The sequence below is a fragment of the Streptomyces sp. NPDC031474 genome (assembly GCF_055581185.1).
In genome coordinates, this window is the sequence record NZ_JBVIJX010000006.1 from 145,212 (window position 1) to 165,375 (window position 20,164).

Consider the following 20,164-nt stretch of genomic DNA (forward strand, 5'->3'; position numbering starts at 1 on the left):
GGTCATCCTTCGCTACTTGGCAACGGACTTGCGCCAGCCCAGGTGGGCGGCCGGATGGACCAGCACACGGGCCGGCTGCTCGCTGCGGAGCAGGACCTTCGCGAGTCGCCGCCGGATCTCCCGGTCGTCGACGCAGTCGTCCGCGCAGTAGACGTCGAGGGTGAAGACGACATCACCCGCGTCGTTCTCGTGGGTCCACGCCTGTGCTCCCTGTACGCCGGGGAGCGTCTCGGCTATCTCGCAGACCGACCGCAGCGAGACCTTCTCGCCGCGGCTGATGACATAGCTCGGGCGTCGGCCGCGGAAGAAGAGATAGCCGTCGTCGTCCATCTCGAAGAGGTCGCCGGTGCCGATCGCGGTCCTCACGGGGCCCGATGAGCCGATCGTCGTCCCGGTGTCCCCGGTCGTCGGTCCGCCGCCGCCGGGCCGTGTGCTCGTCTCCGTCCGCCCGACTCTGCGGAGCATCGCCGTGTCGGTTTCGACGATCAGCTCGCCGACCCGGTCCCCCGGGCTCTCCGTGCGCAGGCGGACCTCCACACCGGGAAGCGGGAGTCCCACCGAGGTGTGGCGCCGGGGCGGCTCCAAGTGGGCGGCCAGTGTGGACACACGGGGGCCCGCCTCGGTGAGGCCGTAGGTGAGGTAGAGCTCCAGACCGGGGTTGTGCGCCAGCAGGTCCGCCGTGGACAGGGCATCGAACGCGTCACCGCCGACGGTGAGCCGACGCAGGTCGGCAGGGAGCGGGCGGCCCGCCCGGCGCCATGTCTCGACCAGTGCCGGCGTCAGCGAGGACACCGTGACCCCGTACTCCTCGATGGTCCGCCGGTAGCTCGCCGGGGTGAACGGCGGGCCCGCGATCACCGCTCTGCCCCCGGAGACGAGGGTCCCGAGCAGCTGGGCGACGAACGCGTACGAGTAGTGCATGGGGAGGTTGATCAGGACGGTGTCGTCGGTGGTCTGGCCGATCGACCCCGTGTGGCGGGCCGCGTTGCGGAGCAGGGAGTCGATGTGGTGCAGACAGCCGCTGAACACGCCGGAGGTGCCGGAGGTGAGGAGGATGATCTCGCCGGGGCGGTGGAGGCGGGTGTCCGCGCCGGGCAGGGTCGCGAACTGGGCGATCCCGCCGATGGAGCGCGCGGCCTCGCCGCTCAGCAACTCGGCCGGGATGCGCGGCGCGACGATGGCGTCCGCTCCGAGGGCCCTGGCCATCCGTTCGATCCTGGACGGCGGAGCCGACGGCGGCAGGAGCGCCGGAACCGCGCCGTGGGCCAGCAGGGCCAGCACCACGGCGGTGAACGCCCCGCCGTTCGGCACGGCCACCATGACGGTCCGTCCGGGCTCGACGCCGAGCGTGCGCAGTTCGTCCACCACGGTGTCGAGCGTCGGGAGCCGCGCCTCGGGCCGGTCGACCTGGACGAGGTGGTCGAGGAAGTGCTGTACGGCGCTCGCCTCGAGGGTGCCGACGGCCTTCACTTCAGTCCTGCCGTCGTGTCCGAGGTGAGGATCGTGCTGGCGACGCGGTGACCCGATGCGTCCGCCCGGTGGGCCGTCACGATCACATGGGTCGCGGAGCCCTGGCGCAGCCAGGCGCGGGCCACTGCCATCGCGGGTGGTAGGCCCTTCTCCGGGGTCATCGACAGGGTCATGGTGGGTCCGCTGAATCCGAGGAGCTGGCAGGGGAGGCTGCATATCGAGCCGGGATTCGCCCCCGAGAAGCGCAGCGGCGAGATACGGCCCGCCGGAATCGCCTCGGCCAGTTGCCGCATGGTGTGCGTGGTGCACTGATCGCTCACGGCGATGTGCCCCACGGCCTCCTTCGCCGACGCGTCCGCCGGTGTGAAGTCCCCGCCGCACGCGCCGAGCGCCTGCTCCACCGCGTCGAGCACGAGCCAGGAGAGGGGGTCCGCGTAGAGGGACGCCTTCCGCTTCGGCTGGGCGGCGGACAGGTCGGGTGCGGCGGCGACACCTTCGCCGACGACTCTCATGCCGTACGCGTACGGGGCGGCGAGTGCGTTCATGGCGTCGCGCTCCCCGGCCCCTGCAGGACGAGGCAGGTGTTGAAGCCGCCGAAGCCGAGCGTCACGCTGATTCCGTACCCCTGGTCGATCTTCATGGGCTGCCGAGCCGGAATGGGCAGACCGAGCTGCGGGATCGGCTCCCGGAGGCCGTGGACGGGGGGTGCCATCGAGGTGGCGAGGGCCTGGAGCACGGCGACCGCCTCGATGGCGCCGGTCGCGCCGAGGGTGTGCCCGAACGCCCCCTTGGTCGCGAACACGACCGGTGGACTGGGCACTTCGGCGAACAGTCGGGCGTAGGCCCGCGCCTCCACGTCGTCGTTCACCGGTGTTCCGGAGCCATGTGCGTTGACGACGGAGACGTCCGCCGGGGTGATGTGTGCTGTGCGCAGGGCGCGTTCGACGGCGAGGACGACGTTCGCGCCGGACGGGTCGGGGGCGACGGCGCTGGCCGCGTCGTTCGACGATGCCGCGCCGGCCAGGACTCCGCGCGGGCGGGCGCCTCGGGCACGCGCCCGCGCCGCCGGTTCGAGGACCAGGAAGGCCGCGCCCTCACCGAGAACCGTGCCGTTGTGCCGCGCGTCGAAGGCCCGTAGTTCGTCGGGGGCCATGGTGCCCAGCCGCGAATGCCCCAGCCGCTTGCCGAGGGTGAGCACATCCGCCCCACCGCACACACACAACTCCGCGGCGCCTTCCTGGAGAAGGGCGAGAGCGGTCAGGATCGCGTCCGACCCCGCGGAGCAGGCGGTGGTGACCGTCACGGGTTCCGCCGCCAGTCCGGCGTCTCGCGCGGCCGCTGCCGACCACTGGGAGAGGGAAGCGTTTTCCATCAGGTCGAGATGAGCGCCGTAACTGGTTCCGAGGACCGGCAGGAGCGCCGGGTCGTCCGGCTCGATTCCCGCGTCCGTCAAAGCCGTGGACAACGTGGAGCGGGTAAGTTCGTGCTGGCGGTGCGATGCGGGGGAGTCCAGCGGAACGCCGGGCACGACTGCCGCCCGGATATTACGCAGAGGTAACGGGGAGACGACGTCGGTGATTGCGGAGGCATCGCCGAGAAGTAATTCCCACACCGGGTCGAGCGCCGATCCCAGAGCTGTGGTCCACGCCATTCCCGTTACCCAGATCCGGGAATCGGGGTTCACCACAGTTGCTCACCAAGATCTGTGACCTTGGTACGCACCAAGCTGCCCCGGGTCATGGCGACCGGCTTGCCCGAGACCTCCGCCCGGCAGGCGAAGGTGAGGAAATTTCCGCGAAGGCTCTCGCAGGTCGTGTTGAAGACGATTTGATCGCCGGGAACGACGACATGGGTGAACCTGGCTTTGACCGACCCGATCAGGGTGATTTCGTCGTCGGCCAGCGGCGAGGTGGACAGCTGGGCCAGAATGATTGCCGACTGGGCGATCGCCTGCATCATATGACTGGCCGGGAAGATGGCGCGCTCGGGGAAGTGACCGGAAATGGCGTCCGTCTGCCCGGAGACGGCCATGAGGCTCTTTACGTATTCGCCCGGCTCGTAATCCAGAATTCGGTCGAGGTACACCATCGGGTGGCGATGCCTCAGCCAGCTCTTGAGTTCCGTGAACCCCATGGTCCTCGGCTGGCGCTCCTTGACGTCGATCACCTCGGTCATCGGCTGTCGGCTCCGTCCGGGACCGGCTCGCCGAGGCGTGTCACCAGCCGTGTCAGGTCGCGCACCGAGGAGAAGTTCTCCGGCACGAAGTCCTCGTCCGAGATCGTTATGCCGAAGGCATATTCACATTGGGCGCGGAGTTCGGTGAATCCGAGCGAGTCGAGGCCGAGGACGTCCCGAAGGCCGTCGTCGAGGCCGATCTCGGCTTGCGGAACGCTCACGAACAGGTCGTCGACCAGGATTCTCTTGATGGTTGCCTCAACGCTCACGAGCAGCCTCCATGATTGCCGACCGGGGCGGGCTGGGAAACGGCGTCGCCGACGCCCGCACTCCACCAGAAGAAAGTCCGGCTCCGGTCGCTCGTGGCGGCACGGGCGAAAGCACGCACGAGCGGTCGGAAAACGGCCCTCTCCGATGAGAACGATGCGACCTTACAAGCTTCAAGTGGCGAGCGGCGACTACGGAAACCCTTAGTGTTCGTCGGCAAAATCGCCCAAATCGGACCGCCGCTGTATGGAGGGGTGGGTGGCTTTCGGGTTCGTGAAAACATGCGGATTTGTTACCGGTGGGTTTATGAAATGCCGCCGTGCGCAGTCCACCGACGCGCCGCCGACCCGTTCCACCATGGCTTCCGCGCACGCCCCTGGCACCCACAGCGCAACGACATACCATTCGGTAGTGTCGCTGTGCCCAGTGACACCCTTGACCAAGTACCGCTCCAACAAGGCAAACTGGTCCGGCATCACCCGTCGGGCGGTACCACCGCCCGCCCGACGCTGTTCCCGGCCCCGCCCTGCGACCGGCCCTCCGGGCCGGAGAGACAGCCATTTCACCCCCCTAGCCACACACCAGCGCCGGCACGGTTCCGTGCGCCCTGGCCGAAAGCGCTTGTTGCCGGAGCCCCCACAGCCCAGGTGCCGCGGCCCCGGACACCGACGGGCCCACGGCTGCGCACCGCGGTACCGCGCGCCCCCGCCGCATCACCAGGAGACCTCGCATGACTGCACCCCCACGGCGGTCAGACGGCTTTCCCGCACCCCCGTCCGACGGATGCGAACGGGGAGCACAGAACGACGTTCGGACGGGCCGTTAGCCCCGGCTTACCAGCGGTTTCCCCACACGGCCCCAGTTCCCCACACGGCCTCAGTTCCCCACACGACGGAAGAGACGAGGACGCCCCCGTACCGGGCGGTTCACCGGCGTCGGCCGAACGCGGCGCACCCGGGTCTCTTCCGGCACCCCCCCGAAAGAGGTACTGCCTTGTCCACCCCGCCCAAGGTCACGCCCCTGGACCTGGACCCAGAACCCTCCACGGAGAAACCCCGGGATCTGCCGACACCCGAGATCCCCTCGGCCGTCGCCGCAACACTGGGCATCGTCCATCTCGACACCGAACTCCGGATCATGGAGGCCAACGACGCGTTCTGCGAGCAGTTCCGGCTCATACCCGCCGAGGTGCGGGGAGTGCCCCTGTCGCGATTCTTCCACCCGACGGCCGGGGCGAGCCTCCAGGAACACTTCTCACAGCTCGTCGCGGGGCGGCACGGTGACTTCAGCGTCCCCATGACACTCGTGGACGGGAACCTCAGGGACAGGGACTGCCTGGTCACGGGCATCGCGCTCAACAGCGTCCTGTACCTCTACTGCACCGAGTGCGCCGCGGTCGCGCTCATCGTCCCGGACACCGTACCGGACACCGTCCAAGGCCCCCCGCTCATGCTGGCCGCGGTGCCCGCGGCGCTCGCCGAGGTGCCCGGCCGCATTCTGGAAGGCGTGGCCGCCGGGCTCTCCACCCAGCAGCTGGCCTCACGGCTCGGCCTCAGCAGCCACGGCGTCGAGTACCACATCAGCGCGATGCTGAAGAAGCTGAAGGCGCCCAACCGCTCCGCGCTCGTCGCCCGCGCCTACGCGCTGGACATCTTCGTCCCGCACTGCTGGCCGCCCCGGGTCAAGCCCCAGTACATGGCACGGTTCCAGGTCGGCACGTCCGCCTACACAACAGCGGCCCCCGCGCCGGCGGACCGCGCCCGGGTGGCGGCGACCCGCCGGTCCGACGACCTCACCGAGGCGCGACGGCCCGCACCGGCGCTCGCCGACGACGGCGACAGCCACCCGGAACAGGAACGCGCATGAGCCGGACACACCCCCGATCCACCTCCCACCACCGCGGCGGGAGGCCTCGCGCCGCGGCCGTCGCGCCGTGGGCCCACGGCGAGCGCCGAGCGAACGGAGCCGGTCATGGACACTGACACCCACCGGGCGGACATCGACGCGGTTGCGGCCGGGGCCGAGGCCGTGAGCCGCAACGCCGACATCATCAGCGAACGGGAGCAGGCGGCGTTACGCGCCGCGACGGTGCTGGTCGCCGGGTGCGGCGGCGGTGGCGGGGTGGTCGAGCCACTGACCCGGCTCGGCGTGCTGCGCTTCCGGCTCGCCGACCCCGACCGCTTCGACGTCTCGAACCTGAACCGGCAGGCCTGCGTACAGGCCGACGTGGGCCGCTCCAAGCCCGAGGCGATCGCCGACCGCGTGCGCGCCCTCAACCCCTCGGCCGACGTGACCGTCTACCCCCAGGGGCTGACCCTGGAGAACCTCGACGAGGCGCTCGACGGCGCCCACGTCGTCTTCGACGGAATCGACCCGACGATGTCGGCCTGGGTCAAGTACCAGCTGCACGAGCGGGCGGCCCGGCGCGGCATCCCCGTCCTGGCGGGCATGGACTTCGGAGGGAAGCCGACCCTGTACGTCTTCGACTACCGGCGCAATCCGGTGCCGTTCTACGGCAGGGCGAGCGCCGAGGCACACCGTGAGAACCGCCTCTGGGAATCGATGCGGTGGACCGGTAGGACCCATGTCCCCAGCGACTTCCTGCCCATCCAGGCCGACCGGTTCGCCAACGGGGGCACCTGGCCGCAGATCGGCTACTGCGTCCTCGGCCTCGCCACACTGACCACCAGGACGGTCGTGGACCTGCTGATGAACCGCAGGACACGGCACGTCGTCACCATGGACGTACACGCCGCGGTCATGTCCCGCCCGGCCGCCCTGATGCACCGAGCACGGATGCCGGTGGAGCTCGTCAGAACCCGTCGGGCGATACGCGCCGCAGCCCGGCGCGGTCCGCGCCCGGAGGCGGCCGCGCCGCAGCCCCTGCGTCCGCTGCCCGAGCGGCTCGCCACGGTGCTCGGCGGCGCCCGGCTCGCCCCATCCGCATACAACGCACAGCCTTGGCGGTTCGAGCTCCTCGACGACCGCACGGTCCGGCTGGTGCCCGACCCGGACCGCTGGCCCGCCGCCGATCGGGATCCGCTGGGCTGGGCGGAGAGTGTCGGCTGCGCGCTGGGTTCCATGACCTACCTGGCGCGCGGCGAGTGGGAAGCCCGGCCGGCCGACGAGGGCGGGACGGACGAATCCATCGGCCGGTTCCACTGCGACCGTCTCCGCGACGACGTCCTCCCCCGGCAGGGAGCGCTCGGCCTGCGCGCCACCCACCGGGAGGACCTGCTGCGCACCCCTCTCGACCAGGCCACGGCGAAGCGGATCGAGCTACTGTGCGCCGAGCGGAACCTCACCCTGGACACAGTCAGCGGGCCCACCGCCCTCGCCCGGCTCGCACGGACGGAGCTCGACTCGGCCATGGCCGCCGATCCGGCGCGGGACGCCCGACTCCGGGCCTGGCTGCGCGAACGCGCGAGGAGCGAGAACGGACGCCGTTCCTTCGGGGACCCGGACGACCTGCTCGACCGCTCGGGTGCGACCGGGGCTCTCGCCCGTGCCCTGACGAGCGAGGCGGTACCGCGCGCGCTGGCCCGTCCGCTGGGCTCGGCGGCGGCGAGCGGACGGGCGCGGAGGCTGCGCAACTGCGGAGCCGTGCTCGTCCTGCGCGGTCCGCGCCGGACCGTCGCCGACCGCGTGGAAGCGGGAGCCACACTGATGCACATCTGGCTCACCCTGACCGAGGCCGGATACGCGGCCCAGCCGCTGCGGGGCGAGTTCGGCCGCACGGTGGCCGGACTCGGCCCCGACGGGGACAACGAGATTCTGGCGGTCCTGCGCACTGGACGGGCCACGACCACACCGCTTCACCGGGTCACGCGCTGCCCGGTCGAGGCCTCCGTGCGGTGGGCCGAATAGCCCGGTACCCGTCGGACAGAGCCGGACACGGCACCCCGCGCTCGGCGGAAGGCGACCGTGCCGACATCGAGGTGAAGTCGGCCGCCGGGGGGCTCCCTCAGTCACTGAGGTCTTTCAGCGTGCCCACTGATCGGGTGACGACGTAGGTGTCCGCAACGGACAAGGCTCCCGTGCCGTTGAGGGAGGTGTTCGACGTCTCAACCCGCCAGCACAGGAGCCTTGTTGGTTTCCTATCCTGCCGCACTCGACCTGCCCCATGCCCTGGTCGAGTGGGTCACCATGCTCATCGTCACCCACGAGGGTGACCGCCGCTGCAAGCTCCCGCCGCACCAGCGTGCTCTGATCGGTCTGGTGTACCTGCGCCGACATGACACCCTCGCGCAGCTCGCCGCCGGCTTCGGCATCGCAGTCGGGACCGCCCACGCCTACACGGCCGCGGTGATCGGCCTGCTCGCCGATCGCGCGCCCGGCCTGCTGCGTGCGCTGCGCGAAGCCGACCCCGACTACGTCTTGCTGGACGGCACCCTCGCCGAGTGCGACCGGGTCGGCGACAGCCGGGCCGACTACTCCCACAAGCACCGCCGGCACGGAGTCAACGTGCAGGTGGTGACCGACCCGGTGGGGCGACTGCTGTGGATCTCACCCGCCCTGCCCGGCCGCGCCCACGACCTCACGGCGGCCCGCACCCACCGGATCATCCGTATCTGTGAGCGCCAGGGCGTCCCGATCATCGCCGACCGGGCCTACATGGGAGCCGGGCCGTGGGTGACGACACCCCTCAGACGCCCGCCGGGCCGCGACCTCACACCGACCCAGCAAACCGTCAACCGTGCACTGTCCGCAGCACGGGCACCGGTCGAACGCGGCGTGGCACGACTGAAGTCCTGGCGCATCTTCCGTAGATCCCGGTGCAGCCCGAATCGAATGACGTCAATCGCCGCGGCCGTCCTCACCCTGGAGCGGCAACGCTGAAGGAGCTCACCCGTCTGCGTCTGCTCGTCGCGCTTGTACGCGCGCCCCGACGCAACGCGGTCCGCGATGAACGCGACTTCGTCACCGTCGCGCCACTTGACCTTGTCATAGCGGGCGATCCCGAGCCGCTTGAGGGGAGAGCGCAGCCGTACGACGGTGCCATGACCACGTGTAGAGGTCACCAACCCCTCAGCTTCCAGGGCCTCGTACGCCTGATGAACCGTGGCTTTCGAGCCTTCTCCCGCCTCGACTAGCTCTCTGATCTGGGGCAACTGAGCGCCCGGTACGTACTGCCATGGGGTTCCGGCAGGGCGAGACCCTCGGTCTGCGGTGGCCGTACGTCGACCTGGAGGCTGAACTGTTCCGCCCGGAGTGGCAACTCCAGCGCCTCACGTGGCGCCACGGCTGTGACGATCCGCGAGCCTGCGGCGCCCGCCTTCACCGCTTCGAGCCGTGCCCGCCCGACTGCACCACGCACCGGAACTACACGCGGGGGTGCCCAAAACCCTGCCTCAAGACATGCGCCAAGCACGCGAGCGCATGCCCCGAGCGGAAAAAGGGCGGTCTCGTCTTCACCCGGCCCAAGACCAAAATGAGCCGGAACGCCGTCCCTATTCCCGCCCGTCTTCGTCCCATTCCTGCGCGACCACAAGGCACTCCAGGAAGAGATGCGAGCCGCGGCCGGGGAGCTGTGGCAGGAACACCGTGTCGTGTTCTCCCCGCCGGACGGGCGCCCTCTCGACCCGCGGGCCGACTACGAGGAGTTCAAGGAGCTGCTCGCCGAGGCCGGTATCGACGACCGCCGCCTGTACGACGGGAGCCGCCACACTGCCGGCACGATCCTGAACGAGCTGGGCGTCGACATGCCCACAATCATGGAGATCCTGCGGCACACACAGATCAGCCAAACGAGGCGGTACGTGAAGGGCAGATCACACCTGTCGAAGGACGCGATGCGGCGCATGGGCGAGTTCTTCGTGCCTGCTCCCCCGGCGCCCGATCCGGGCCCTACTGAGACCAGAACTGAGACCCGTGACAGCCGCGCGGCCCGCGCTCAGCGCCGTCGCCGCATCCGGTAAAAGCAAAAGCCCCAGGTCACGGCGAGTGAGTCCTGAGGCTTCGGCAGAGCCGCCTTCGGGATTCGAACCCGAGACCTACGCATTACGAGACCATGAGCGTTCGTGTTACGTGATGCTTCGTCGTGCTGCCTGGTGATGTTCTGCCTGATCAGAGCACCTGCAACAGGTTGACCCGTGCCACCCCGTCATGAACCGTCCAAAGGCGTCTGTCCACCGGCTGTCCACCGACGAGGTGATCGTCAACCTGCCAGCCGCGACAGCCCCCGGGGTGTCGCGATACTGCAGGCCGAACGAAGAGACGAGTGGGCGTCACTATGGAGACCCTACAAAATAATTCACCGGGCGGTCCCGCTGTTGACCGTTCCCAGCAATACCGCATCGCGGGTGCCCGGGGTCTCAGTGTTTCCTGGTCTGTGGTGCCTACCGGGCCTGCGCCGTGGAGTTGCCCCGCCAGCTGCTGCCCGCCATGGGAGGTGCTCTGTATCGACGAGACCCGGCGGAGCCCCACACGCTGGGAGCGGCGTATGCCGCCCCGGGCTTGGTTGCCGTCGGGCCCGAACCGGTTCAGCTCGGTCCGCTGCTCCCTGAGAGCCAATCGATCAGCTTCTCGATCTCTGCGCCCGCCCGATCCGCATGCACGTCGGACATTTCCCGCGCTCCGCCCGTCAGTTCTCGTCCCGTTTTCCCTGTCGTACAAGGCGGCCGGTCAGTCAGCGAGGTAATCGGGCAGATCCAGCTGCCCTGCATTTCGGTAAGCGCTGAGCCGGTCCCCGTCATCCTCGATCACCCGCAGGACGTAGTAGGCGCATCCGACAATGCCTGGCAAGGCGCCTGACCACAGATCCCGGTACAGCAGCCAGAGCCCCTGCCGCGCGATCTCCTGGCATGCCTTCGACGAGTCATCACCGTCGTTGAACACCAACCCGCAGAGCAGATCCAGGCACACGAACCTCACGCCTGGGGTGAGGTCGCCCGCAAGCGCCGCCATGAGCACAGAGGCTACGGGCACCGGCTCCTGAGGGATCGACTGGATCAGGGCGTGGTTCTCGATGTGAAGCGCCCGCGCCTCCTCGACCGACTGCGCCTCGACCAGTCGCCGCAAGTCGTCCGCCAGGTGCGCGGCCGAATTCGTGCACCCTCACTCGTACGCCGACCAGTCGTAGCGGCCTGCCTCCACATCAACCAGCCGCATATCCCACCCTTTCACCGGGACCGGTAATGCTCGAGCCTCGCCGGTTCCCACTCCACGATGTCCAGCACGTCATCGGCGCACGCCTTGGCTGCAGTGCTGCGGGCACCGAGGTACACCCTATGGACGAGCCGGGCTTCGCACGGCGCCGGAGGCGCCGCCGGCGAGGATGATCTCCAAGGTGCCGACCGGTTGCCGCGCGGGGTGACCGCAGCCGCACGGGATCGCGTCCCAGTCATGCCGCTTCAACTCAGCACGCACGAGAGTCACCGGCATCGACCGGCGGTGCACCGTCCGATCAGCCGACGAGGTCGTCGGGCAGGTTGAGCTGCCCCGAGTTCCGGTAGGCGCGGAGTCGATCCTCATCGGTCTCGATCACCTGCAGGATCTTGTAGGCGTAGCCGACAATACCGCGCGAGGCGCCGAACCACAGGTCTCGGTACAGCACCCAGAGCCCCTGCCGCGCGATCTGCTGGCACATCTCAGATGATTCGTCGTCATCAGTGCCGACCAGATGCTGAGCGGAGTGACCGCGGCCGCACGGGGTCGCGTCCCGGTTGTGCCTGGCCACATCCGTTCGAGCGAGACCCATCGACGTGTTCAAAGTTTCAGTCGGCCAGATGGTCGGGCAGTTGGATCCGGCCCGAATCCCGGTAGGTGCGCAGCCGTTCCTCGTCAGTCTCGATCACTCTGAGGACGAGGTAGGCGTAGATCACCAGGTCGGGGTGGGTGTTGGACCACAGGTCCCGATACAGCCCCCAGAGCCCCTGCCGTGCGATGGACTGGCACGTCTCCGCCGAGTCCTCGTCGTCGGTATCGACGAGCCGGAGGAGCAGATCCAGACACACGACCCGCGCGCCGACAGCCAGGTCACCTGACAGTGCTGCCATCAGGACGGCGGCGACGGGCACCGCCGGCTCCTGCGGGAACGACTGGATCAGCGCGTGGTCCTCGATGCGGAGAGCACGTGCCCCCTCCCGGGACTGTGCCTCAGCGAGCAGTCTCAGGTCATCGGCGAGGTGCGCGGCCGTTTTCCCGCATCCACACTCGAACGTCGACCAGTCGTACCGGTCGATCTCCACATCGATCAATCGCATGCGCGCTTCCACTTCGATCGTCATCCGTGCAACTCGTCCCAGTCGCCGCCGGGTTCATGTGTGATACCCGACACGAAGTAATCGCGGGTGGGGAAATCGCTCTGGCACCTCTTGCACACGGGCTTCACTCTGGCTGAGAAGGCGCCATCGTTAACCACCACCTCGTACGCGTGTGTGAACCGCACCAGTCCCGGATCGCCACCGAGAGCCCGCACCACATTACCTTCGGCGCAGAAGCCACACGTCGGGCCGATACCGCCGGGGGCACCGCCGCCTCCGGACGAGGCCAGCGCGATATCCCCGGTCTCCGTGTGGTAGCCGCCAACGTACGCCCGGTTCATCGGCTGGTTGCCTTTCGCATGCTTGACGGCGAAGTCGGGCACCATGTTTCCGGCCGCCTCAAGCTGCCCCTCAGGTGTCCAGCCGTCCGCTGCGGGAATGTGCTTGACGGCGGGCGGTCGCTTGGCGCTTCCGGCCCCGCGCGGCGTAACCCGGGCAGGCCGGGTAGCGGGTGCTCCCGTGGCAGGGCTGCTCGGCGCGGCCGAGGCGGCCTCCGCCTGCTCCGCCCGCGCCTGGGCGTTCGCGCGCTTGATGGCGGCGAGGTCCGCGGTGTCGGCGGCCGCTTCGTTGACGCCCTTCGCGGCTGCCCCGGCCGCGGCCGCCGCGTCGGCGTCGGCTCCGCCCCTGGCCGTGTTGACGAGCGCGCTCTCCCCCTCGCCCGCGGCACCGCGCTCGAGAGCTCCGATGCCGCTGCCTTCCATGCCTCCGCCGGAGACGACGCCGCCGGCCACCTGGCAGGCCTGGTCGTGGTCCGGTCCGCTTCCCGTGAGCCAGAACTCGCAGACGGACAGGGAGCGGATCGCCAGACCGATGTCCTCGAAGCTGCTGTAGAGGAGGTCGGGGGCGGCGTTCGGGTCGGGCGGCGTCGCCGGAGGGGTGACCCCGGGAGACGGCTGCGCAGTGGAGCTGCCGGTGCCGCCGCTGGAGGTGCTGGTGGGCGCAGGCGCGGGTGACGGGGAAGGCGTCGGACCGCAGTCGATGACGCACTTGTTCATCGACGGGTCGTTGTACCAGTCGTCGTATCCCGTCGGGTCGGAGCTGCTCGCCGGGTTGTCGGCGGCGTACGTGTACCCGCCCATCTGGTTGGGATCGCCCGCCTGGAAGATCGGGTCGGGCGTGAGGAAGCGGCCCAGGGTCGGGTCGTAGTTGCGCGCTCCCAGCAGGTCCAGGCCTGTGACCGAGTCTGCCGGTTGGCCCAGGAAGCCGTGGTTCTCGTCCGCCGCCACCCACGTCGACGGTTTCGTGCCCCTCGGGTTGCCGTAAGGGTCGTAGAAGCGGCGGGTGACCGCCAGGGTGGAGGCGTCGACGGCCGTCGTGGCCGTGCCCTGGGATGTGGCCACCTGGTACGTGACCGCCCCGGAGCTGGAGCGGGTGACGCTCGTCCCGTCCGGCCCCGTGTAGTACCGCAGCGCCGTGCACGTCTTCGCCGTCACGTCCAGCGTCAGCTGTTCCGCGCCGCCGAAGAGGTACAGGACCCGCGTCTTGTCGGTGCCGCCGACCGACGCGGTCTGCTCCAGCAGGTCACCGTCGGCGTCGTACACATAGGAGCTTGTGCGGGTCGTCGTGCCCGACGGCGTCGACACCGTCGCGGTACGGCCCTCCGCGTCGTAGGTGAACGTCTGCGTCTGGCCCGCCGGGAGCGCGCCCGTCGTGACGGTCGACCAGATCTGGCCCTTGCCGCCGCAGGTGGCGGCGGTGAGCTGGGTACCCTTCGTCGCGCTGGCGCTCGGGTCGGTCAGGCACAGGGTGCTCTTGGCCGCGTTGACGAGGGTGCCGGTCGACGTCACCCGCCACTTCTGGGTGGCGTCGGTCGAGCAGGTGTCGACGACGACCCCGGCGCCGGACGTGGTCGAGTTGCTCGCCGTGTCCAGGCAGAGGCTCGCCGCGCGAACCGTGCCGTCCGCGCCGATGGTCCACTTCTGGGCCGCCGACGAGGCGCTGCAGGTGTTGACCTCGACCTTCGCGCCCGAGCCGGTCTCCTCCACGCACAGCTTGCCGCCGCCGGTGAGCGTGAAGCCGGTCGTGACGGGGCCCGTCGTCCTTGTCGCGCGGGTGACCGTGTTGCCAGCGTTCTTGCCGGTTGCCGCGTCCGTGTACGACGGGGTCTGTGTGACCGTGCCCGTGCCCGGGTTGGCGATCGTGGTCGCGCCCGCCTGGTCGGGGCGGGTGGCGGCGGTCGTACCGTCGACGCCGGGGTAGGAGGTCGCCTGGGTGGTGTCCGCCAGCGCGTTGCCGGTGGTGGCGTGGTCGACCGTGCCGGTGCGGTCGCCCAGCAGGTCGTAGGTGTACGTCTGCCAGTACGGCGCCGGGCCGCCGACCGTCTTCGTCTTCACCGGGGCCGCGCTCGTCTGCACGGAGGCCGTGGCGCAGCCGCCGACCGCGCCGACCGGGGCGGTGCCCGAGCCGGTGATGCCGACGGTGTCCGTCCAGGCGGCGGTCAGCCGCTGGAACGAGTCGTAGCTGAAGCACTGTGTGTCGTGGGTGGTGTTGTTCTGAAGGTCGTCCGTCGCCGTGAGCTGGCCGGTCTGGTCGTAGCGGTAGTTGACGACGTCCAGGGCCGTGGTGGACGTCTGCAGCATGCTGGACGTCTGGGTGACCCGGCCGGTCGTCGCGTCGTACTGGGCGAAGGTCGCGAGTTCCTTGCCCGTGGGGCCGTAGTTGGTCTGCAGGACGCGGCCGAAGGGGTCGTGGACCGTGCCGTCCAGGTAGGACGGGGTGTTGGCGGCGTTGATGTAGCCGCCGAAGCCGTCCAGCGCGCCCTGCTGGGTGTAGCCGTAACCGATGCGCTCGGCGGGCAGGCCGCCGTCCGCCTGGTACTGGGTGGTCGCGAGCAGGCCCGTGGTGGGTGTGTAGGTCGAGGCCAGGCTGTACGTGACCGTGCCGCTGTCCTTGCCCGCGGTGCCCGGGAAGCCGTCCGCGGACGGGATCGTGAGGGTCGAACCCAGCGGCTGGTAGGCGGTGTTGTAGCCGGTGACGGCCTCGGTGTAGGCGCTGCCGTTCGCGCCGCCCAGGTAGCGGGTCGAGGACGTCGGGTAGCCCTTGAGGAGGGTGTCGTAGACCCGGGAGGTCTGCTGCTTGGCGGGGTCGGGCGTGGCCGACCAGGGGGCCGCGTATGTCGCGGTGAGCCGGTTGTCCCAGTCGTAGGCGTACGACAGCACCTGGCCGCGCGCGTCGGTGGACTGGAGCAGGTTGCCGAGCACGTCGTACTTGTCGAAGCTCGTGGTCCCGGTGTTGGGGTCGGTCTGGGAGGTCCTCTGGCCGAGCGGGTCGTAGCTGTACGACCAGGTGTTGCCCGCGCTGTCCTTGATCGTGTCGATCTGTCCGGCAGGGGTGTAGGTGTAGCGGGTGGTGGCGTCGGCGGCGGGAACCGCGCCTGCGGTGCCCTGCTTCCAGAGCACGGCGGTGCCGTCGCTCGCGACGACCGCGAGGGTGGAGTCGGCCCGGACCTGGAGGGTGGCGCCGGTGGTCGCAGTCAGGCCGGTCGTCCACTTGGAGGTGCCGGCGGTGGTGTAGACGGCGAGGTTGCCGTCGGCGCCGAACTGGGCGTAGGCGCCCTGGTTTCCGCTGGTGCCGGAGGACCAGACGGTCTTGCCGGTCGCCAGCGCGGAGAGGACCAGGTTGCCGTCGGCCTGCATGGTCAGACGGACGCTGCCCGAGGTCAGCGAGGTGCCGGACGGGATGATGCTGCCGCCCTTGAGCGTGACCGTCGCGCCGGTGTTGCGCACCACCGACTTTGCCGTCTGGCCGAGGGCGTCGGTGTACACGGCGGTCGCCCGGCCGCCGGCCGGCGGGGTGGAGTCGGTCTCGTCGGCGCCGGGGTAGGCGGTGGAGGTGCTCCACTGTTTGACGGCCTGGTGCCACAGGGTGCCGGTGGTGGCGCGGCCCTGGCCGTCGTACGTCGTGGTGGTCTCGGCGGGGATCTCGTTCTCGTTGGCCGCGTACAGGGTGGCGGACGGGGTGTGGTCCGGCTCCGAGTAGGGGGCGTACGAGGCGCTGGGCCAGCCGTGGGAGTCGTAGAAGGTGTCGGAGATGATCCGGCCGGAGTCGGAGTCGCCGTCGGCGGTCGTCTGGGCCTGGCGGGGCTGGAGCATCCCGTCGTAGATGCTGATCGACGTGGCGTAGGTGCCGTCCTCGCGCAGGGTGCGCGTGGTGACGGAGGTCGGGTCGCCGGGCTTGGTGATGGTGCCGCCGGGGGCGGGCACCGCGCCGGGGTTGATGGAGTATGCGAACGTCATGTCCGCGCTCTGCGTCGCCTTGTCGCGGCCGGGCAGCCAGACTGCGGTACGGCGTCCGAGGGCGTCGTAGGTGATGTCCGTGACGCGGTCGTTGGCGTCGACGTTGCGCAGAGGCTGGCCGCGCAGCGGGTCGAGGGTGGAAGTGACCTTCCACTGTTTCTGGTTGGTGGAGACGATGCTGGTGGGGTTGGTGTTCCCGCCCGCGCTGCTCCACTTGGGCAGGTAGTCGGTGTGGGTGCCCTTGCCGGTTGCGTCGAGGGCGTCGGTGACGCGGCCCGCCCCGTCGTAGGCGATACCGCTGGTGGTGCGCCAGTTCTCGGTGCCGTCGGTGGCGAAGCCGGTGGCGACCTGGGTGCCCGTGACGTGCGGCTGGGCGACCGTGCCGTAGGCGCCGAGGGCGGTGACGGAACCGTCGCCGTCGTAGTAGACCTTCTTGTCGGAGAGCAGCGTGTCGGCGCCGGCCTTGGTGCCGCACGGCCCGGAGACCGCGGTGATGCGGTCCGGGTAGGCGAGCAGCATGGTGTTGCCGGCCGAGGAGGCCGGGTCGGCGTACTGCGTGGTGCTGCACTTCTCCTGCGTGGCCACGGAGACGTCGCCGTGCGCGTCGACCGTCTGGACACGGCCCCGGTCGTCGTAGGCCGTGTCGGTGCGGGTGTGCCGCCAGGTTCCGTCGGCGAGGAGAGCGTAGCCGTGCGTCTGGGCGGACTTGACCCGTCGGGCGGTGAGGTCGGGCAGGGTGGCCTTGTCCGGTGCGGTCTCGCCCGGGTGGTCCTCCTGGGTCCAGGCGGTCCACGAGGTGCGGTCGGCGTGCGCCGTGGTGGTGAAGGCGAACGGGCCGTTGACAGTGGAGGCGTTCACCGCGCCGCCGGAGGCGGTGTAGGTGTCCGACTGCAGGGCGGTTCCGGCGAACTGGTCGGCGTCGGTGACCGTCTCGACGGTCTTGCCGCCGACCGTGGCGTCCACGCTGACGGAGCGGCGGCTGCCGTCGGCCTTGTAGTCGCCGTCCATGCCCTGGAGGTAGGTGGTGGTCAGCTGGGTGACCGGCTCGGGCGCCTTTCCGGTGCGCACGGTGACGGTGCGGAAGCCGCGGAACTGGTCCCAGGTGCGGTACTGGTCGTCCGTGAGGTCGGAGTCGTCGCGGTGCCAGGCGGCACCCGAGTAGGCGTAGGTGTAGACGTGCGCCTCGGAGCCCGCCGGGATCTTGGAGGCGTCCGGGTTGTACTGCGCGGCGATCGTCAGGTCGGCGGCGGTGACGCTGTGGACGGTGACCTTGTTGAACCAGTCGGCGATCGGTTTGGAGGCGCCTGGGACCGTCCAGTACACGGGGTAGCAGGAGTTGGTGTTGGAATCGGCGTGCTCGATGTCGAGCGTCTTGCCCGCGCACGGGGTCTGGTTGTACTCGACGGTGATCGACTCGCCGGTCTCCGTCTGGATGTTGGAGATCCGCGGCCGGTACAGCGGAGGGGCGGACGGCGAGTCGTCGTCCACCCGGTTGTCGATCTCTGTGCCGGTGAACGACACCTGGTTCAGTGTGATGTCGCTGTTGCCGTTGCCGTAGGTGCCCTTGCCGGTGTGCTTGATGGACTGTAGCCACATCACGGCCTGGAGCGAGCCCGCGTCCTTGGGGTCGACGGTGGTTCCGGTGACCGGGTCGACCGTACCGCCCGCGTCGGAGTACACCTGCCCGAGGGCGTAGGAGTCGACCGGGACCAGTTTGTCGGTGTCGCCGTCCTTGACGCGCACCTTGGTGGTGATGGTGTCCAGCCGGGTCGTGGACCAGAACGTCGGCGACGAGACGATGCACACGTCGGTGGGGACCTTGGTGGCGTCGTCCGGCAGCTTGGTCTTGTCGGTCGCGTCGCAGTGCAGGTCCCACGGCACATCCGGCCAGTGCGGCGCCGTGTTGTCGTCCAGGTTCCCGGCCGAGCAGTCGGTGAAGGAGGACGTGGTCTGGCAGCGCTGCTTGGAGGCGAACACCACCTGCGAGGACGGGGTACGGCCCGCCTGCTCGTCGTCCAGCGTGTAGCCGTACGAGATGGAGGTGAGCGTTCCGCCGCGGGTGAACGAGGTGAGGGTGCCGGTGTCGTCACGGTCGTCGGTCGCTGCCGCCTGGCCGCCGCCGAGGTCGTAGTAGCCGGTCTCGGTGGAGTAGTCGTAGCGCTGCACGAAGCCGTTCGGCGAGACGACGAAGTCCAGGTTCCAGCGCCAGCCCTCGGGCTTGTCGCAGCGCGACTTCTTGCCGTCGGAGTCGCTGTGGCAGGGGTCGGAGGATCGTGGGTGCAGGACGGGGACGCCCCAGGCCGCGTGCGTGGAGTCGTCGCCGGAGTTCGAGGAGGCCAGGCCCTTGGTACCGGGGCCGGTCGGTGAGTGGTCGGCCCCGAAGTAGGCGGCGGTGCCGTCGGTGGTCAGGACCCGGAAGTAGGTGCCGTCGTACAGGCCGTTGGCGGCACCCGACAGTTCCTGCACGACGGTGCCGTCGTCGCCCTGGAGCCGGAACTCCCTTGTTTCGCCCGGTACTCCGGAAGTGGCGGTGGGCACGAGGACGCCGGAGTGGGAGCCGAAGGATACGGTGGCGTTGCCGCCGCCCCAGCACTGGTCACCCGAACCCTTGAGGATCTTCTTCCCGTCGGAGTCGAGCAGCGAGCCGCACGAACGGTACGTCCGCTGCACGAAGCCCGGCTGGTAGCCCCAGCCGTCGCCGATCCAGGACGCCTGCGAGTTGCGGGCCGAGGTCTCCCCGTCCACCGACTGCGAGTCGTACGACAGCGCCACCGACGGGCCGGTGTCTCCGAGCCCCGCCGGTACCTGGACGGGATACGAGTAGGTGTAGGCACCGGTGCCGCTGGTCTGCCACGTTCCTTCGGGGGTCAGCGAGGTCGCCGAGTAGTCGCCCTGCGAGCCCCGGCTGCCCGAGGTGACGGCAATCGCCGAGTCGGCGGTGGTGGTCGCGGTGAGCTGCTTGGCGGTGGCCCGGTTGACGGCCTTCAGGGGTGTGGCGGTACGGCACTCCGCACGCTGAGGGGTCGTCAGGGCACAGGCCGGGAGCCGGGTGAGGGTGAGCCGGGAGCCGTAGCCGCCGCCGTAGGCCTTGGCGACGGCGGAGTAGTCGATGACGACACTCACCTTGTCGGTACGGGACTTGGTGGCACCCAGTCCGACGAGGAGACCGGAGTCGGCGCCGGCGCGCAGGGCCTGGGCGCGGGAGGCAAGTCGGACGCCGACCTGGGGAGCGCTCCGCTGCCTGCCCGCCGACGCCACCCACACCGGCAGCGAACCCGCCTTGCTGGGCTCGTCCTTGAGGGCGACCGTGTGCGAACCTGCCTTCGGCCAGCCGGACTTGCCGACGGCTGTGTATCCGGTCAGCGGACGGTAGCCCTTGGGACGGACGGTCTTCGGACGGGTCAACTCGTGGTCGCCGACGGCGGGGGTCTCCGGCAGCGGTTTCGGCTTCCAGAAGTCGCCGTGGAAGACGTACGGCCCGATGCCGTCCTGCGCCACCGCCCCGGTCACCAGCAGCACCATCGCGGTGAAAAGGGCAGAGACGAGCGTCAGCGTTCTTCGCACACCCACCGTGTGAAGTCCCCCCGTATGAAACGGACATGGACGTCCGCTGTCTGAACAGTCACGTGGTCGGCGTGATCCAGGAAGGGAGGCTAGGAACCGAATTGACCCAACCTCAAGACTTTTTGCCAAGATCATGACAAATGCGTGTTCGATTTTGGCTTTTGCTGTGTACGTTCTGTGCCGGGGGAG

The 20,164-nt window shown here is 69.6% G+C and carries 12 protein-coding genes and 2 pseudogenes; 4 read left to right on the plus strand and 10 right to left on the minus strand.

The features are described from left to right. Positions 1–12: 12 nt before the first annotated feature. From ACZ5SK_RS13750 to ACZ5SK_RS13770, 5 genes are read right to left on the minus strand one after another with little or no spacing between them, the layout of a single operon-like run. Positions 13–1,470, minus strand: a complete 1,458-nt coding sequence (locus tag ACZ5SK_RS13750; RefSeq protein ID WP_334578149.1) for a class I adenylate-forming enzyme family protein — start codon at positions 1,468–1,470, stop codon at positions 13–15. Next, a complete protein-coding gene (locus ACZ5SK_RS13755; protein ID WP_334578150.1) occupies positions 1,467–2,015 on the minus strand; it encodes a coronafacic acid synthetase in 549 nt (182 codons plus the stop codon). Before ACZ5SK_RS13755 ends, ACZ5SK_RS13750 begins: the two co-directional genes overlap by 4 nt. Beyond that, entirely contained in the window at positions 2,012–3,157 is a 1,146-nt protein-coding gene (locus ACZ5SK_RS13760) for a beta-ketoacyl synthase N-terminal-like domain-containing protein (protein WP_468576019.1), read from the minus strand. The genes ACZ5SK_RS13755 and ACZ5SK_RS13760 overlap by 4 nt, the downstream gene beginning before the upstream one ends. Further along, complete coding sequence (locus tag ACZ5SK_RS13765; RefSeq protein ID WP_334578151.1) at positions 3,151–3,645, minus strand: 3-hydroxyacyl-ACP dehydratase FabZ family protein; 495 nt, start codon at positions 3,643–3,645, stop codon at positions 3,151–3,153. Before ACZ5SK_RS13765 ends, ACZ5SK_RS13760 begins: the two co-directional genes overlap by 7 nt. Continuing rightward, positions 3,642–3,914 carry an acyl carrier protein gene (locus tag ACZ5SK_RS13770; RefSeq protein WP_334578152.1) on the minus strand — a complete coding sequence of 91 codons (273 nt, stop codon included), beginning with the start codon at positions 3,912–3,914 and terminating at the stop codon, positions 3,642–3,644. The genes ACZ5SK_RS13765 and ACZ5SK_RS13770 overlap by 4 nt, the downstream gene beginning before the upstream one ends. Positions 3,915–4,905: 991 nt before the next feature. Between ACZ5SK_RS13770 and ACZ5SK_RS13775 the strand changes: the two genes are divergently transcribed. The 3 genes from ACZ5SK_RS13775 to ACZ5SK_RS13785 all read left to right on the plus strand — a co-directional run bounded on the left by ACZ5SK_RS13775 (position 4,906) and on the right by ACZ5SK_RS13785 (position 8,751). Continuing rightward, positions 4,906–5,778 carry a LuxR C-terminal-related transcriptional regulator gene (locus ACZ5SK_RS13775; protein ID WP_334578153.1) on the plus strand — a complete coding sequence of 291 codons (873 nt, stop codon included), beginning with the start codon at positions 4,906–4,908 and terminating at the stop codon, positions 5,776–5,778. 105 nt (positions 5,779–5,883) lie between these two features. Next, positions 5,884–7,779 (plus strand): ThiF family adenylyltransferase, encoded by a 1,896-nt coding sequence (locus tag ACZ5SK_RS13780; RefSeq protein WP_334578154.1) that lies wholly within the window; start codon positions 5,884–5,886, stop codon positions 7,777–7,779. Between the two features lie 222 nt (positions 7,780–8,001). Then, a complete protein-coding gene (locus tag ACZ5SK_RS13785; RefSeq protein ID WP_457495159.1) occupies positions 8,002–8,751 on the plus strand; it encodes a transposase in 750 nt (249 codons plus the stop codon). On the opposite strand, the pseudogene ACZ5SK_RS13790 reads toward ACZ5SK_RS13785, so the two are convergent. Continuing rightward, positions 8,748–9,044: pseudogene (locus tag ACZ5SK_RS13790) on the minus strand (GntR family transcriptional regulator); the annotation flags it as partial. The gene ACZ5SK_RS13785 and the pseudogene ACZ5SK_RS13790 overlap by 4 nt on opposite strands. On the opposite strand from ACZ5SK_RS13790, the pseudogene ACZ5SK_RS13795 reads away from it, so the two are divergent. Further along, positions 9,035–9,830 (plus strand): annotated as a pseudogene (locus tag ACZ5SK_RS13795) (tyrosine-type recombinase/integrase); the annotation flags it as partial. The pseudogenes ACZ5SK_RS13790 and ACZ5SK_RS13795 sit on opposite strands and share 10 nt — an antisense overlap. Positions 9,831–10,536: 706 nt before the next feature. Here the strand turns inward: ACZ5SK_RS13795 and ACZ5SK_RS13800 are convergent. From ACZ5SK_RS13800 to ACZ5SK_RS13815, 4 genes are all read right to left on the minus strand, one after another. Next, positions 10,537–10,932 carry a hypothetical protein gene (locus tag ACZ5SK_RS13800; protein ID WP_334578156.1) on the minus strand — a complete coding sequence of 132 codons (396 nt, stop codon included), beginning with the start codon at positions 10,930–10,932 and terminating at the stop codon, positions 10,537–10,539. Positions 10,933–11,317: 385 nt separating this feature from the next. Then, complete coding sequence (locus tag ACZ5SK_RS13805) at positions 11,318–11,500, minus strand: hypothetical protein (RefSeq protein WP_190149407.1); 183 nt, start codon at positions 11,498–11,500, stop codon at positions 11,318–11,320. 127 nt (positions 11,501–11,627) lie between these two features. Then, positions 11,628–12,116 (minus strand): hypothetical protein, encoded by a 489-nt coding sequence (locus ACZ5SK_RS13810; protein ID WP_334578157.1) that lies wholly within the window; start codon positions 12,114–12,116, stop codon positions 11,628–11,630. 20 nt (positions 12,117–12,136) lie between these two features. Further along, the gene (locus ACZ5SK_RS13815; RefSeq protein WP_457495158.1) at positions 12,137–19,981 is read right to left on the minus strand and encodes a ricin-type beta-trefoil lectin domain protein; all 7,845 of its coding nucleotides are present in this window, start codon (positions 19,979–19,981) and stop codon (positions 12,137–12,139) included. Positions 19,982–20,164: the final 183 nt, after the last annotated feature.